We start from the raw sequence: 13,586 nt of genomic DNA, 5'->3' as shown, positions 1-13,586 counted from the left end.
CAACTTATTTATTATCTTCTGCCATGCTGACTGATGCAGTAAATAATACGTCTGTTGATGAATTTAATGCGGTTTCCGCAGAATCTTGAATCACACCAATGATAAAGCCAACACCGATTACTTGTGCCGCAATATCATTTGGAATATTAAATAAACTACATGCTAACGGAATAAGTAATAACGAACCACCTGCGACACCAGAAGCGCCACACGCACAAATCGAAGCAACAATACTTAATAATAACGCTGTTGCAAAATCAGGGTGAATACCTTGAGTATAAGCCGCCGCTAATGTTAATACGGTTACGGTAATTGCCGCCCCCGCCATGTTGATATTCGCACCAAGCGGAATTGCAACAGAAGCGATTTCATCTCGTACACCTAAACGTTTAGCAAGGTTCATATTCACTGGAATATTTGCAGCCGAGCTACGAGTAAAGAACGCGGTTACGCCACTTTCACGTAAGCAAGTTAATGTTAATGGATAAGGATTACGACGGATTTTCCAATATACGATTAATGGGTTTAGCACAAATGCTACAAATGCCATTGAACCAAGTAATACACCCAATAAGCGAGCATAACCGGCAAAAGCATCAATACCATTCGTTGCAATTGTTTCAGCAACTAAACCAAAAACACCGATAGGCGCAAAAGCAATCACAATTTTAACAACATAAGATACTGCTTCTGCAAAATCGTTTAAAAATGTTTTAGTACTTGGCGCAGCATGACGTAACGCAATACCTAAACCGATTGCCCAAGCTAAAATACCGATAAAGTTAGCATTTGCTAATGCTTGTAACGGGTTATCAACTAAATTGAATACGACTGTTTTAATAATTTCCCCGATACCTTGCGGCGGATTTAAATTATCCGGATTTGAAACAAGTTCTAATGTTGTTGGGAAAAGGAAACTGAATACCACCGCTGTTAACGCAGCAACAAATGTACCTAAAATATACATTACTAAAATTGGTTTTAATTTACTGTCTGAACCTACTTCTTTATTTGCAATTGCAGAAAGTACTAATACAAATACAAGAATCGGTGCAATTGCACGAAGTGATTTCACAAAAAATTGACCTAATACGCCAACGCTTTTTGCCCACTCAGGATTAACAGATGCTAAACATAAACCTAGCACTAAACCGATGGCGATACGTAAGACTAAGTTGCCCCCGAAAATTTTTGAAGATAAAGATGAGTTGCTCATAATATTTTGCTATTAAAGACTAAAAAAGAATAAACGGTAGCCGTCTATCCACCTGGTAAATATGAAGGTTCGAGATTAACGGAAAATAGACTTTTTGGGAATAGTTACTTATGCATTTTTATTAGATTTTTATATATTCACGATTAAAATTTATTATTTCTTAATATAAAACCATTATAAATAGGCTTAAACTGAGAAAAATACATTCCGCAACCGATTCCTTTCAGGTAGAATGTCACGCATTTTTGTTAATAAAACTATTTGAGAAATAAAATGAAACCTGAAAATAAAGCAGACTTTCAACGTGTTATTCGTGCTGCCGGTTATTCAATGAAAGGGCTTAAAGCAGCTTACATTAATGAACCCGCCTTTCGCCAAGAAATTTGGTGTGCAATGATTTTAATCCCTCTCGCATTACTACTTGGCAACGATGTCGTTGAAAAAATTTTACTGCTAAGTACTGTATTTCTAGTACTAATTACCGAATTATTAAATAGCGCAATTGAAGCTGTCGTAGATAGGATCGGTTCTGATTTCCATGAATTATCAGGACGAGCAAAAGACATCGGCTCAGCAGCGGTATTTATGGCTATGATGTTATTAGCTATTACATGGTTACTTATCATTATTTTTTAATTCATATGGGCAATAGATTTATAGGAAACCTATTTATCTAGTGCCTATTTTTTTGCATATCAATCTAAATTTGAGGTTCTTATGAAATTTAATAAAACACTTCTCTCTGTTGCCCTGCTTTCAGCCACATCTGCAATGGCATATCAAACAGATAAAACCTATTCTTTTACTCTTCTGCACACTAACGACATCCATGGTCATTTTTGGCAAAATGATAAAGGTGAATATGGTCTCGCTGCCCAAAAAACCTTAATTGATAATATTAAAAAAGAAGTTGAAGCCAAAGGCGGCTCAACAATTATCTTAAATGCCGGTGATATTAATACCGGTGTACCTGAATCCGATATGCAAAATGCTCGTCCTGATTATGAAGGTTTAAATGCAATTGGTTATGAAGCGATGGTATTAGGTAACCATGAATTTGATTTCCCACTTCAGATATTAAGTATGCAAGAGAAATGGGCCACATTCCCACTTATTTCTGCAAACGTAATCAACAAACGTACTCAAAAAGAACTAACTAAGCCTTATGTCATGTTAGATAAGCAAGGATTGAAAGTTGCCGTCGTCGGGTTAACCACAGAAGATACTGGTAAATTAGGCAATCCGGAGGTGACAGAAAATGTTATCTTTAAAGATCCGATTAAAACCGCTAAAGAAACGTTAGCTGAAATTAATAACTCTGAAAAACCAGATGTGCGTATCGCTCTTACACATATGGGATGGTATTTAGACGGTAAACATGGTAGCAATGCACCGGGCGATGTCACCATGGCAAGGACTTTAGATAAAGGTGCATTTGATATCATTATCGGAGGCCATACTCATGACACCGTATGCTTTGATGAAAAAGGTCAATTTAGAGCGAAATATACCCCGGGCGAAAGCTGTCAACCTGATTTCCAAAATGGTACTTGGATTATGCAAGCCGGAGAATGGGGTAAATATGTAGGCCGTGCTGATTTCGAATTTAAGAACGGTAAAACAACACTGGTTAAATATGAACTTATTCCGATTAACTTGAAAAAAACTATCAAAAAAGAAGACGGTAAAAAGGAATACCAACTTTACCAACCAGAAATTAAAGTAGATCAAGCTCTCTTTGATCACTTAAAAAAATATCAAGATGAAGGCGATAAGTTATTAAGTGTTGAAGTGGGCGAAGTAAAAGGCTTATTAGACGGTAAACGTGAACATGTACGCTTCGTTCAAACAAACTTAGGGCGTTTAATCGCACAGTCACAAAAAGAACGTGTGAAAGCAGATATCGGTATTATGAACTCTGGTGGTGTGCGTGCTTCGATTGAAGAAGGCAAAGTGACTTATAAAACTTTATTAACAGTTCAACCTTTCGGTAATATGATTTCTACCGTTGATCTTAAGGGGCAAGAATTATTAGATTTCTTAACGACTGTTGCATTAAAAGAAGTTGATACAGGCGCATATCCTCAATTTGCAGGCATTTCTATGACTGTAGATCGTACGGCGAAAGCGATCTCAAATGTTAAAATTGCAGGAAAACCGTTTGATCCGAATAAAACATATAAAGTATCTATTCCGGATTATCTAACTGCTGGTGGTGATGGTTACCCAGTAATGAAAAAACACCCTAGCTACGTAAATACCGGCTTTATTGATGCAGAAATGTTGAAAAAATACTTTGAAGAAAACAAAGTCATTGATGCAAGTAAATTTGATCCTAAAGAAGATATTATCTTTAAGTAAACACTAAACAAAAAGCTAAGCGATATGCTTAGCTTTTTTGTTATCATAATATTATTAACATAAAAAGAGGTTAACTCAGTTATGCAAAAACATATTCAACAAATGCAAGATAATTACGGTCAATTACTTAAACTCTTGCCTGAATTAGAAAAAAGCCTTAGCCAATGGGAAGAAGCCTATCAGCTTATTCAGCAACTCAATGAGTTCTATCATAGCCCATTGTGGCTAGATCTCTACGATAACGCAGACAATATCCACCTGGAGACTCATGGAAATTACAGTGTTCTCTCACAGGACGCAATTTGGAATGCCGTTACAGAGCAATATAGCCTCGCCAAGCAGTTATATGAAATACTTTCTAACTTCGTTGCTAATGAAGCAGAATAAATATAAGACGTTGCTATTCTAGTTACTACCCAAATTACTACTATTTTTAGAAAATAGCATAAAAATAAAGAGATAACTTTAAAGATAGACTAAAAGTAACTAATTGATTATTATAGAAAAATTACTAAGTAAGATATATTGAATTTTTAAATGGAGGCGTGTACCGACTCTCGAAAATTGATGAAAACACTATTATTTAAGCGGGTTTTCAGCATTTCAAAGCAAATTTATATTGCCATTTTTACTTCCATTCTCAAAACAAGCGGGGTTTATACCACAATTTCAAAAACAATGCGTAATTTTTGCATTGTTATGCGTAATTTTGCGTAAAAAAATAGAGTAAAAAAGATCTGTTTAAAGCGTTGTGTGGCTTGGTGTAGATCTGATTTTGCACTTGCGTAAAAATCGACACGTTTAATGCGCGGGCGAGGCGAGGATATGACAGCGATTTTTTACTGGTGGAAATCATTGAAAAATCAGGGCGAAATAAAGTTTTTTGCTTTGTGCAATTGGTGTATTTGGTATAATACACTAGGGGAATATTTATTTATAAAAGGAAACGAACCCTTGTTTTATGCAATAAAAAAGCCCGCATATTAGCGAGCTTTTTGTCACAAAGATCTATATTTTATTTTTTACTGCTGTCATCAAGCTCAAGCAAAGCGTAACCAGTAAATTTAATCACATCTTGCCCTACCCACTCATTAATCTCTTTTAATTTCTCTTGTAGAGGCTTTATCTCATTGATGAAAAATACTTTAGCGGCTTTTTCGACGTCACCAAAACCGCCTGTATTTGTTGGTACAATCCCCATCAGTTGAGGCGGCACACGATGAGATGCTAATACGTCGTCACGGCTAGCATTCTTGATATTTGCAAATTCATCTTTGGCGACAATATCAGAAAGCGGCAGAATTTGCATACCGTCTTTTTTACCATTTGGTATATAGACAAAGAGGTTTTTAAAATTCCCTTTACCCTTTGTCTCTTTTAATTGACGCTTAATCTCGTCAATGTCATCTTTGCTGTTAGTTGGGTCGGTCATATAAATAATAGAACCGGCATGAGCACCATTTAAATAATATTTTCGTCTAAATAATGTTGCGCTTTCATTTAAAAACGCAGATTGTAACGCAGCTAAGTAATCAGGTAGACCGTATATTTCTTGGTTTACATCCGGTTGCACAACATGGCAAATCGAAAATGGTTCAAACTCAAATTCATCAAATCCGTTTACGACTTGATAATACTGCCCGACTTCGGTGCCTCTACGCATATATTTACCAAGCGGAGCTTTAAGCTGCACAATCTTACCAAACGTATTCTTCACCGCTTCAAGGTAGCCGTTCCCGAAAATTAAAAAGTCCATAATGAATCGTTCTAATTGTGAGCGAGGTAAAATCCTATCTGTTACACAAGTCGATAACAGAATATTAGCTTTAACTTTGATTGCGCTTTGATGATGTGTTGAAGCATTCAGGGCTTTAGCTAAATAGCTCGGGTTAATCGGTGGTTCGTAATATTTTGAATGCATCAAAACAGATTCAAAATAATTTAAAATTTCCGCACGGTCTAAAACAGGTACAGGGTCACCAAACGAAAAAGCTGAAACTTCTTGATTTGTTGATGTGCCGTGAATTTGTTGAGTGTTGTTTGTTTTCATTAGTTTTTTATCCTAGCTAAAGCTAAATACTGAAGATGACGACCCAAAGCCCGAACTTTCGCCATACTCGACATTTAAAATACAGTTCATAATCGCCCAAGAAATATCGCCGTGACTTGCTTCTTCAGAACGGTCAGAAACATATGTCATCTGACGACCGCTCCGTGTTGCTTGCCGGCGGATTGTCATAAAGCTTGTAATAATTTCAGTTCCGTCAAATTTTAGACGGCGTTTTTGAATAAGATTTTGGGTTTTAAGTACCATCTCATTTTTTAAATCTACGTTGTAATCAAGACCGATAGCCATTGGGTAAAACTTCTTGACTTCTTGATAGACTCCCGAACCCAGTCCGGTTTTGTCAATCGCAATACGAGTTACATTGTAGCTATCGCAATAATCTTTGATTTGTCTCGCTTGTGCTTCATAATCCATTCCGTGAAATGTTTGATAATGCAATACTCGATAATCACCACCCTCTACACGAGGAGGTGCTACAATGGCTAAAGCGGCACGGTCACCGGTATAAGCGGGATCATAACCAAGCCAAACCTCACGATTACCAAATGGGCGCTGGTAAAAAGGCTTATAATCAGACCATTCCTCAAAACTATCAACTTGGCAGAGTTGCAAATCAGCGAATTTAAACGCTCCCGTTTTATCATCGGCAAATTGACATAAAAATAATTGTTCAAACTCTTCGCGGGAATTTTCGAATTTTAATTCTTCAATATCGAATAAATTACAACCACCCTCTTGAGCATCATAAATATTAACGATTTGTTTCCAGTGTCGGTCATCGCATAACTTGCCCACTCGCAAATTATCGTGCGAAATATCAATTTCAATTCGCTCATCTTTTGTTCTGCGTTTATTAAATGACTTACCCGACCAAAATTGGTACGCCTCACTTGAAATAGTTGTCGGAGTCGAAAAATAGGTTTGACGATATTGTTTTTGTGATGCCATGGCCGAAGCTACTTTTCGCATTTCGCCGAATTTTGGCACCCAAAAGTATTCATCAAAATATAGATTGCCGTGATAACTCTGTGCTGTTGCCGAGTTTGTACCTAAAAAAATTAGTTCGGCGGCATTTGGCAACTTTATCGTTTCGCCCTTTAATTCAACACCGGCTGTTTGTTTCGCATAATCTTTAATATATGAGCGAAACTGCAAAGCCTGCTTTTTACTTGCCGATAAAAAAATTTGATTTCGTCCCGTTTTTAAAGCATCAATAAATGCCTCACGAGCAAAATACCACGTCGCACCAATTTGACGGCTTTTCAAGATTTCCCGAATACGGTGCGAACCCGCTTCATACCATTTGCGCTGATACGCAAAGATACCCTCAAAAAAACCATTAATTAATAATTCTTCTTGCTCTTCACTAATTGCATTTGGTTCTGATGATTTCCCCGAACCGCTAGAACGATTCTTCAATTTTGGATTTAAATCGCTTTCTTTGCCCTCACCGTATGAATATTTTTTAACTCGTGCAGCTCTCTCAATCTGACGTCCAAGCAAATCAATTTCTTTAAAATCAGTCCCTGATTTTTGTTCTTTTAAAATTAACTGGCAAAGCCTTGCTTCAAGCGTAATTTCAACTCGCCCAATTGGCGCGATGTCATCCCACTTTTCACGTTTTATCCAAGACGATATAGTTGAGGCAGGAATCCCGAGTTGCCGAGAGATTTCTGCCACTTTAAAACCATTCCAATATTTAACTTGCGCTTGCCGCTTTATATCAGCATCTGTGGGGTAGTGATCTATTTTACATAGATAAAGATAAAAAAATTTGGCGCAAAAAAATGCGGAGAGGCTAATAAAATCAAGGCTCTCCGCATTTTTGTTATGGAAAACTATGCAAAAAACAAAATGAGCAAAAATAGTGAAAAAATGAAAAAAATTGCACTATTTTTTGCATAGTAATGATCGGTTTTAAACTGATTTTAAAATAGTTTTAAATTAGCTTATGTCCAACGTGGACGACTTGCCCGATGATTTGCAGGTTCTGTGCTTCTTGGTTGCTGATTTTAATTGGTTCGTACTCTTCTCTATTGTCAGATATTAGCTCCACGCCGTCCCACAACATTTTCACACGTTTTACCCACACGCTGTCACCATTCTGAACAAGATAAATTTTATCATCACCTCGTACTTCATTACGGCTTAAATCAACTAAGAGCTGGTCGCCATCAGTAATAGTCGGTTGCATAGAAGAACCGCTCGCCCAGAAAACCGCACAATGCTTTGCCTGCACGCCAAGGCTATGCAAAAGACTGTCCGCATAAGGCTCTTGCCCATCTGGTTTGGTCACACCCTCATTAAAGCTCCCAAAACCTGCTGAAACATGAATAGAAACAAAGCTATCAATCATTGAAACAGCTTCTTCACGCATTACTTCTAACTGCTGAAACGCTTTTCCCACAATGCTTTGGCTGGTTTGTGGTTGTTGTTCCTTACCTGTTGCCAGCCATTCAAGACTAGCGCCTGACACTTCCGCTATTTTTACTAAATTTGAGCGAGATGGATCTGCTTCACCTTTCACCCAACGTGCTAATGATGCTTGAGCAACTCCTACCGCTCTGGCGAACTCACTGTAATTACTCTTAAAACTCTTTTCTGCGATAAATTTCATTCTTTCTGAAAATTTTTCATCGTAAATGTTTGGTTTACTCATCTTTTACGTTCCTAGTAGTTAAGTTTTACTCGTAAAACATATTCTTAAACCATTGATTTATAAATAAATTATGAATAAACCAAAAATATTTTCTAAAAAATAATGTTTTACGGTTGATTTGTTTAAAGTTTTACGGTTTAATGCACGCATTGGATAGGTAAATAGGAGTGTATTAAATGAGTGTATTAAACGACGTTAAAAAAACCGCACAGAGTGATTGGCATAGAGCCGATATTCTTGCGGGACTTCGTAAAAAAGGTTGGACGCTACGTTCTTTGGCTGATGAAGGAGGTGTTAGTTATAGCACATTGAAATCAGCTTTAGATAAGTCTTACCCCAAAATGGAACGCCTAATCGCAAGTGCAATAGGAGTAGCTCCTGAAGTAATTTGGGCAGGACGAACTGCAGAACGTATTGAACGTAATCGGCGACCAACCTTAACTAATAAGTTTTAATCATAAATGATCTTGAACGTAAAAGATATAGAGGAAGAACGTTTATGAGTGAGTTAAGTTTAAAAACGCACTATTCGGTGGCTGAGTTATTAAGTTTTAAGTTATCTAGCTTACCCAGTGCTCATAAAAATGTGCTTGAAAAATCGGTAAGAGAAAGCTGGCAATCACAAAAACGAACAGGCAGAGGCGGTGGATATGAATATGCTCTCAGCTCAATGCCGGAAGAAGTTCAAAATGAAATTCGCTCCCGCTTTGCGGTATCGGTCATCAAAAGTAAGCCAAAACTCCCCGTAGTACGAGCCGAAATTGATTTAAGTTCTTTAACAAATAAACAACGCAATATTGCGGATGCTCGAATGGCTCTAGTAGCGAAAGTGCTTGAGCTGGAAGACAGCGGAATGTCCCGAATTAAAGCGGTTAAATTTTTCTGCAATCTTGCAAAAAATGGCGAGCTACCAGCAGATGTAGCGGAATTGGTTGTAGTGGCTAACGCTAAATCAAACGCAAAACGCACAGTAGGCGAACGCACACTTAACCAGTGGGTAATTGATTACTGCAAAGCAGATAACGCTGAGCAACGATTAAAAATCATTGCACCACAAGTAAGACAGCCCGTTGATGTGGCTGAATTGAACTGGTTGCCAGAATTTTTAGCGGTTTACCGCAATACAAATGGCGTAAATATTGCAGAAGCCTACGAAGAATTTGCTTGGCGTTGGCAAACAGCTTACGCAGACCAGCCGTTATGGTTGGAGTTAATGCCAAGCATACATCAAGTTCGCCGAGTGATGAGTAAATTTAGCCAGCTATTTAAAGCGGTTGGTCGCAAAACTGGGGCGGAACTTAGAGCGATGAATACTTATGTGAAGCGTGATTGGTCGGTATTAAAGGCTAATGATGTATGGGTTGGTGATGGACACTCAATGAAGATGAAAGTGGCACACCCCGACCACGGCAGACCGTTTATTCCTGAGCTAACTATGGTGATGGATGCTGCAAGCCGCTTCTTAGTGGGTTGGTCGGTGAGTTTAGCTGAGAACTGTATCGCAGTCGCAGATGCAATCCGCTACGGCGTAGAGCGACACGGTATTCCGGCGATTTACTACTCAGATAATGGTGGTGGTGAAAAGAACTGGACGCTTGATGCAGATATTACAGGGATTTTGCCGAGATTAGGCATTAACCATCAAACAGGGATACCGGGCAATCCGCAAGGGCGAGGCATTATCGAACGAGTAAACCAAACTATTGCGTTGCGAATTGCTCGACAATTTGACACTTACCACGGCACAGGGGCAGACCGTGAAACAGTTCGCCAAGTATCAACCGGTGTGGTGAGTTTAGAAAAAGCCTTACGCCAAGGCAAAACAGAACTGACCGATAAACAAAAACGAGCAAAAGGTAAATTGCCAAGCTGGCAACAGTTTATTGATGCGGTGGAGCAAGCGATTGACTGGTACAACAACGAACACGTCCATCGAGAAATCGGTACGACACCGGCAAGAAAACGAGCTCAACTCTTACAAGATGTTGAAGTGCTGAAAATCACACCGGTTGAAGCAAGAGATATGTTCAGACCGCAAGTCATTCGTACTGCACAGCGTGGCTGGTTATCCGTATTTAACAATGATTACTTTAATCAGAAGTTAATCGAAGTGGACGGTGAAAAAGTAACCGTGAGTTTTGATATTCACAATGCGGAAAGTGTGATTGTTCGCCACTTAGACGGCAGATTTATCTGCGAAGCCCAATTTGATGGCAATAAACGTGCGGCATTCCCTGAAGCGTTTGTAGATAAAGCTCGCAAAGAACGAGCGAACCGCAGAATGAAGCTCAAACAAGAACAAGCAGACGAAATTCAAGCGGAATTAAACCCAGTTAGAACGATTGAACATACGCCAGCGTTTAGCTTTGTGATGACTGACAAAGCGAAACAGGCAAAACAAGCAACCCCAATTTTCCTAACTCAAGCAGAAAAAGAAGAGTGGGAAGAACGACAAAGAGCCTTTGGCTAGGAGTTTGAAATGAAAAACCAACAATTAAAAGAATTTATGGAAGCACGTGGCTTACAACAAAAGCAAACGGCGCAAATGTTAGACATCTCTATTGCTACCCTCAGTCTTTATCTAAAAGGCACTTATGCCGGTAACGTGCAACAGATTGACGAAAAGGTGGAAGCCTTAATCGCTCGTCATAAAGAAAAAGTTACCGAATCGAAATACAGCACGGAGTTTGTTAAAACCCTCACAGCTCGCCGTGGAATGGATGTAATCAAATACGCACACGTTGAAGGCGAGTTAAATGTGATTTTCGGTGGTGCAGGTTTAGGCAAAACGCAAATGTTGAAACAGTATGCGAAAGAAAACAGCGGTGCGGTGTTGATTGAAGTTGATCCAAGTTGTGTGCCTAAAACGTTATTAAAACGTATCGCAAAAGCCATCGGCACAACCGACACAGGCACAAATGACACGTTACTTGAAGCGATTACCGCAAAACTCAAAGGCTCGGAACGTGTGTTACTCGTCGATGAAGCCGAGCTGTTATCTACTCGCTCCCTCGAATTTATCCGCCGCATCCACGATTTGACAGGTGTAGGCGTAGTGTTAGCCGGTATGCCGAGATTACTTATCAATCTTAAAGGTAAAAACAACGAGCTAGCACAGTTATATAGCCGAGTGAGTTTTGCGTTAGACCTCGGCAACCAGTTACCAGAAAGCGATTTAGCGTTATTAGCCGAAAGAGCTTTAGGAACAAGTGAATATAACGACACGCTACTAAAAGCGGCAAAAGGCAACGCAAGACGATTAAGCAAGCTAATGCGTGGCGTGGTAAGAACGGCAGAGATTAACGGTGCGGAAATCAATGCAGAGATGATTAAGCAATATGCGGGAATGTTGATCAATTAGGGGGCTGAAATGGCAGTAAAGCAAATTTATGCGGCTTATGCTGGCGAACGATACATTATGGACGGCACGGCAATAGAAATCGCATTAGGTATGAATATCTCAGTAGAAACCGTTAGAAAACTCGCCACTCCGAGTTATGCAAAGCGTACCGGAAAAGGTTTAAGCATTGTAAAACTCGGTCGTGAAGAAGTTGGAGATAGAAAATGAGTAAATATAAAGAAATTGAACGACCGCTTAGCCCTGACAATGCAGTGGTTTATGGCGTAACGGTTGGTTTAGAGCTTGCAGTTTTAGAGTGCAATCACATTGGCATTGAACTGGAAGGAATTGATACCACCGATTTTAGACGCCCTCGTTTGGTGGCTCGAGATAACCAAACTACTCGTTACTTAATGAAAACAGGCAAAGCACAGAATTACGGTTCAAGAGTGAAAAATGGTCGCCGTATTTATTTAAACCACACGCAAGTAAAAGGTGTGCGTGTGGTTTGGGAATCACAAGATTATCGTCATTAACCAACAACTAGGAGAACAAAATGAACGAAATTGATAACACGGTTGAAACCGGTGAATTTATTAAAGCATTGGAATACTTAGGAGGAAAAAATGCGAAAAATGGCAGCAATATTGATTAGTGTGATGTGTTTAGCTGGTTGTGATGTTGCAGCACAATCAGGCTTAGCAAGCCACGATTTTCACAGAATTAGAGAAGTCTGTATTGATGGCGTTATCTACTTAGTTTATAGCGGACATAAAGAAGGTGGTATTACCCCGAAAATTAACGCTGAACATTACCCTTACACTTGCCCGAAATTAAAACAATAGGAGTTAGAAATGGCAAAAAAAACAACACGAATTAAAACCAATACATTTGCAGTGCGTTACCAAACTCGTGATGAAGTTGAAGTGGCGATTAAAGAAATCGGTGATTTACAACGACAATTAGAAGCCAAAGCGATTGAGCAAAATAACCGCTTAGCTGAAATTACCGAAGAATATGCACCTCAAATGAACGAAATTAAGGCAGAACTTGAGCCTATGCAGGCAGCAGTACAAGCGTGGTGTGAAAGCCACCGTGATGAGCTGACAAACAACGGTAAGACCAAAACAGGCAACTTTAATACAGGTGATGTCCAGTGGCGCCAACGTCCGCCGAGTGTAAGTGTGCGTGGTGCAGATAGTGTAATTGAAAACTTACATACATTAGGTCTGACCCGCTTTATTCGCACAAAAGAAGAGGTAAACAAAGAAGCAATGCTAAATGAGCCTGAACTTGCTAGCACAGTAGCTGGGGTAACCATTAAAACAGGTGTTGAAGATTTTGTCATTACACCGTTTGAGCAAGAAGTGCGCTGATTTTAAAACCCTTTTCAATGCCCTTTAAACCCGATTTAAGGGGCATTTATAAAGCGTTTTTTTAACACAGGAGAAACAAAATGACAATCACAGAAAATCAAGACCTTCGTCAGGAGATGGCGAACTGTATTGAGCTTTTTGAAGAAGCGATTAAATACGTACGAGAAGACGATTTTAAAGGCGCTGGTGTGCTTTGGGATAATGGCAGAAAGTTAGCGTTTGAACTCAAATCGAAGATTACAACGCAAGAATCGAAACAGCGATTTGATGAAATTCAAAAAGTGATTAACTAGGAGGTATTAAGTGATTAAAGAACTAACAGAACAAGATCTTGAAGTGAACCGAGTTTACTCGGCAAAACGCCCAAGAACCTATGGTTTTCGCCGTTATTTAAATGATCGACAAATCATTTGGCTAGGAAAAGGCGTTGTACAGTATGACAGCATATCTGTTAAACCCGGTCAGAATTATCCAAAAGTAACAATTGAAGATTTTTTAAAGTGGGCAAAAGAAGACGTAACAGACTTAATGCCGGAAGAAGATTGGCGAACTGAATAAGGGGGGGT

16 protein-coding genes are annotated in these 13,586 nt (G+C 39.0%); 12 read left to right on the top strand and 4 right to left on the bottom strand.

Features of this window, described 5'->3' with window-relative positions:
- Positions 1-4 precede the first annotated feature (4 nt).
- On the bottom strand, positions 5-1,216 hold the full coding sequence (sstT, locus tag EL121_RS10800; RefSeq protein ID WP_039196683.1) for a serine/threonine transporter SstT: 1,212 nt from the start codon (positions 1,214-1,216) through the stop codon (positions 5-7).
- 273 nt (positions 1,217-1,489) lie between these two features.
- Here sstT and EL121_RS10795 point away from each other — a divergent pair, with 273 nt between their 5' ends.
- The 3 genes from EL121_RS10795 to EL121_RS10785 all read left to right on the top strand — a co-directional run bounded on the left by EL121_RS10795 (position 1,490) and on the right by EL121_RS10785 (position 3,964).
- Positions 1,490-1,852: a diacylglycerol kinase gene (locus EL121_RS10795; RefSeq protein ID WP_039196682.1), complete on the top strand. Its 363-nt coding sequence runs from the start codon at positions 1,490-1,492 to the stop codon at positions 1,850-1,852.
- A gap of 81 nt (positions 1,853-1,933) precedes the next feature.
- Entirely contained in the window at positions 1,934-3,577 is a 1,644-nt protein-coding gene (ushA, locus tag EL121_RS10790; RefSeq protein WP_039196681.1) for a bifunctional UDP-sugar hydrolase/5'-nucleotidase UshA, read from the top strand.
- Between the two features lie 81 nt (positions 3,578-3,658).
- Positions 3,659-3,964: a DUF4298 domain-containing protein gene (locus tag EL121_RS10785; RefSeq protein ID WP_039196680.1), complete on the top strand. Its 306-nt coding sequence runs from the start codon at positions 3,659-3,661 to the stop codon at positions 3,962-3,964.
- Between the two features lie 628 nt (positions 3,965-4,592).
- Here EL121_RS10785 and EL121_RS10780 read toward each other — a convergent pair.
- The 3 genes from EL121_RS10780 to EL121_RS10765 form a co-directional block, all read right to left on the bottom strand.
- A complete protein-coding gene (locus tag EL121_RS10780) occupies positions 4,593-5,627 on the bottom strand; it encodes a phage portal protein (protein ID WP_039196679.1) in 1,035 nt (344 codons plus the stop codon).
- A gap of 12 nt (positions 5,628-5,639) precedes the next feature.
- Positions 5,640-7,394, bottom strand: coding sequence for a terminase large subunit domain-containing protein (locus EL121_RS10775; protein WP_039196676.1), 1,755 nt, complete (start codon positions 7,392-7,394; stop codon positions 5,640-5,642).
- Between the two features lie 190 nt (positions 7,395-7,584).
- Positions 7,585-8,304, bottom strand: a complete 720-nt coding sequence (locus EL121_RS10765; RefSeq protein ID WP_018652728.1) for a LexA family transcriptional regulator — start codon at positions 8,302-8,304, stop codon at positions 7,585-7,587.
- A 176-nt stretch (positions 8,305-8,480) separates the two neighbouring features.
- On the opposite strand from EL121_RS10765, the gene EL121_RS10760 reads away from it, so the two are divergent.
- From EL121_RS10760 to EL121_RS10720, 9 genes are all read left to right on the top strand, one after another.
- Positions 8,481-8,759 carry a helix-turn-helix domain-containing protein gene (locus EL121_RS10760; RefSeq protein ID WP_039196670.1) on the top strand — a complete coding sequence of 93 codons (279 nt, stop codon included), beginning with the start codon at positions 8,481-8,483 and terminating at the stop codon, positions 8,757-8,759.
- Positions 8,760-8,803: 44 nt separating this feature from the next.
- A complete protein-coding gene (locus EL121_RS10755) occupies positions 8,804-10,774 on the top strand; it encodes a Mu transposase C-terminal domain-containing protein (RefSeq protein ID WP_039196669.1) in 1,971 nt (656 codons plus the stop codon).
- Between the two features lie 9 nt (positions 10,775-10,783).
- Positions 10,784-11,665, top strand: coding sequence for an AAA family ATPase (locus EL121_RS10750; RefSeq protein WP_039196668.1), 882 nt, complete (start codon positions 10,784-10,786; stop codon positions 11,663-11,665).
- Between the two features lie 9 nt (positions 11,666-11,674).
- The gene (locus tag EL121_RS10745) at positions 11,675-11,872 is read left to right on the top strand and encodes a hypothetical protein (RefSeq protein ID WP_039196664.1); all 198 of its coding nucleotides are present in this window, start codon (positions 11,675-11,677) and stop codon (positions 11,870-11,872) included.
- Entirely contained in the window at positions 11,869-12,180 is a 312-nt protein-coding gene (locus tag EL121_RS10740; protein ID WP_039196661.1) for a hypothetical protein, read from the top strand. Before EL121_RS10745 ends, EL121_RS10740 begins: the two co-directional genes overlap by 4 nt.
- A 90-nt stretch (positions 12,181-12,270) precedes the next feature.
- Positions 12,271-12,489 carry a hypothetical protein gene (locus EL121_RS10735; RefSeq protein WP_039196660.1) on the top strand — a complete coding sequence of 73 codons (219 nt, stop codon included), beginning with the start codon at positions 12,271-12,273 and terminating at the stop codon, positions 12,487-12,489.
- 9 nt (positions 12,490-12,498) lie between these two features.
- The gene (locus tag EL121_RS10730) at positions 12,499-13,020 is read left to right on the top strand and encodes a host-nuclease inhibitor Gam family protein (protein WP_039196659.1); all 522 of its coding nucleotides are present in this window, start codon (positions 12,499-12,501) and stop codon (positions 13,018-13,020) included.
- A gap of 80 nt (positions 13,021-13,100) precedes the next feature.
- On the top strand, positions 13,101-13,313 hold the full coding sequence (locus EL121_RS10725; RefSeq protein WP_039196657.1) for a hypothetical protein: 213 nt from the start codon (positions 13,101-13,103) through the stop codon (positions 13,311-13,313).
- Between the two features lie 10 nt (positions 13,314-13,323).
- Positions 13,324-13,578, top strand: a complete 255-nt coding sequence (locus tag EL121_RS10720) for a hypothetical protein (RefSeq protein ID WP_231554686.1) — start codon at positions 13,324-13,326, stop codon at positions 13,576-13,578.
- The last annotated feature ends 8 nt before the right edge of the window (positions 13,579-13,586 follow it).

This window comes from Actinobacillus equuli, from assembly GCF_900636745.1.
Taxonomy (GTDB): Bacteria; Pseudomonadota; Gammaproteobacteria; order Enterobacterales; family Pasteurellaceae; genus Actinobacillus; species Actinobacillus equuli.
Note: the sequence above shows the minus strand (reverse complement) of the source record. Positions and strands in the feature narration are given on the sequence as shown.

Coding starts and splice junctions, on each gene's coding strand:
- EL121_RS10740 (WP_039196661.1), top strand. CDS start 11,869: ATGAGTAAATATAAAGAAATTGAACGACCGCTTAGCCCTGACAATGCA.
- EL121_RS10765 (WP_018652728.1), bottom strand. CDS start 8,304: ATGAGTAAACCAAACATTTACGATGAAAAATTTTCAGAAAGAATGAAA.
- EL121_RS10795 (WP_039196682.1), top strand. CDS start 1,490: ATGAAACCTGAAAATAAAGCAGACTTTCAACGTGTTATTCGTGCTGCC.
- EL121_RS10745 (WP_039196664.1), top strand. CDS start 11,675: ATGGCAGTAAAGCAAATTTATGCGGCTTATGCTGGCGAACGATACATT.
- EL121_RS10730 (WP_039196659.1), top strand. CDS start 12,499: ATGGCAAAAAAAACAACACGAATTAAAACCAATACATTTGCAGTGCGT.
- ushA (WP_039196681.1), top strand. CDS start 1,934: ATGAAATTTAATAAAACACTTCTCTCTGTTGCCCTGCTTTCAGCCACA.
- EL121_RS10725 (WP_039196657.1), top strand. CDS start 13,101: ATGACAATCACAGAAAATCAAGACCTTCGTCAGGAGATGGCGAACTGT.
- sstT (WP_039196683.1), bottom strand. CDS start 1,216: ATGAGCAACTCATCTTTATCTTCAAAAATTTTCGGGGGCAACTTAGTC.
- EL121_RS10755 (WP_039196669.1), top strand. CDS start 8,804: ATGAGTGAGTTAAGTTTAAAAACGCACTATTCGGTGGCTGAGTTATTA.
- EL121_RS10760 (WP_039196670.1), top strand. CDS start 8,481: ATGAGTGTATTAAACGACGTTAAAAAAACCGCACAGAGTGATTGGCAT.
- EL121_RS10780 (WP_039196679.1), bottom strand. CDS start 5,627: ATGAAAACAAACAACACTCAACAAATTCACGGCACATCAACAAATCAA.
- EL121_RS10750 (WP_039196668.1), top strand. CDS start 10,784: ATGAAAAACCAACAATTAAAAGAATTTATGGAAGCACGTGGCTTACAA.
- EL121_RS10785 (WP_039196680.1), top strand. CDS start 3,659: ATGCAAAAACATATTCAACAAATGCAAGATAATTACGGTCAATTACTT.
- EL121_RS10735 (WP_039196660.1), top strand. CDS start 12,271: ATGCGAAAAATGGCAGCAATATTGATTAGTGTGATGTGTTTAGCTGGT.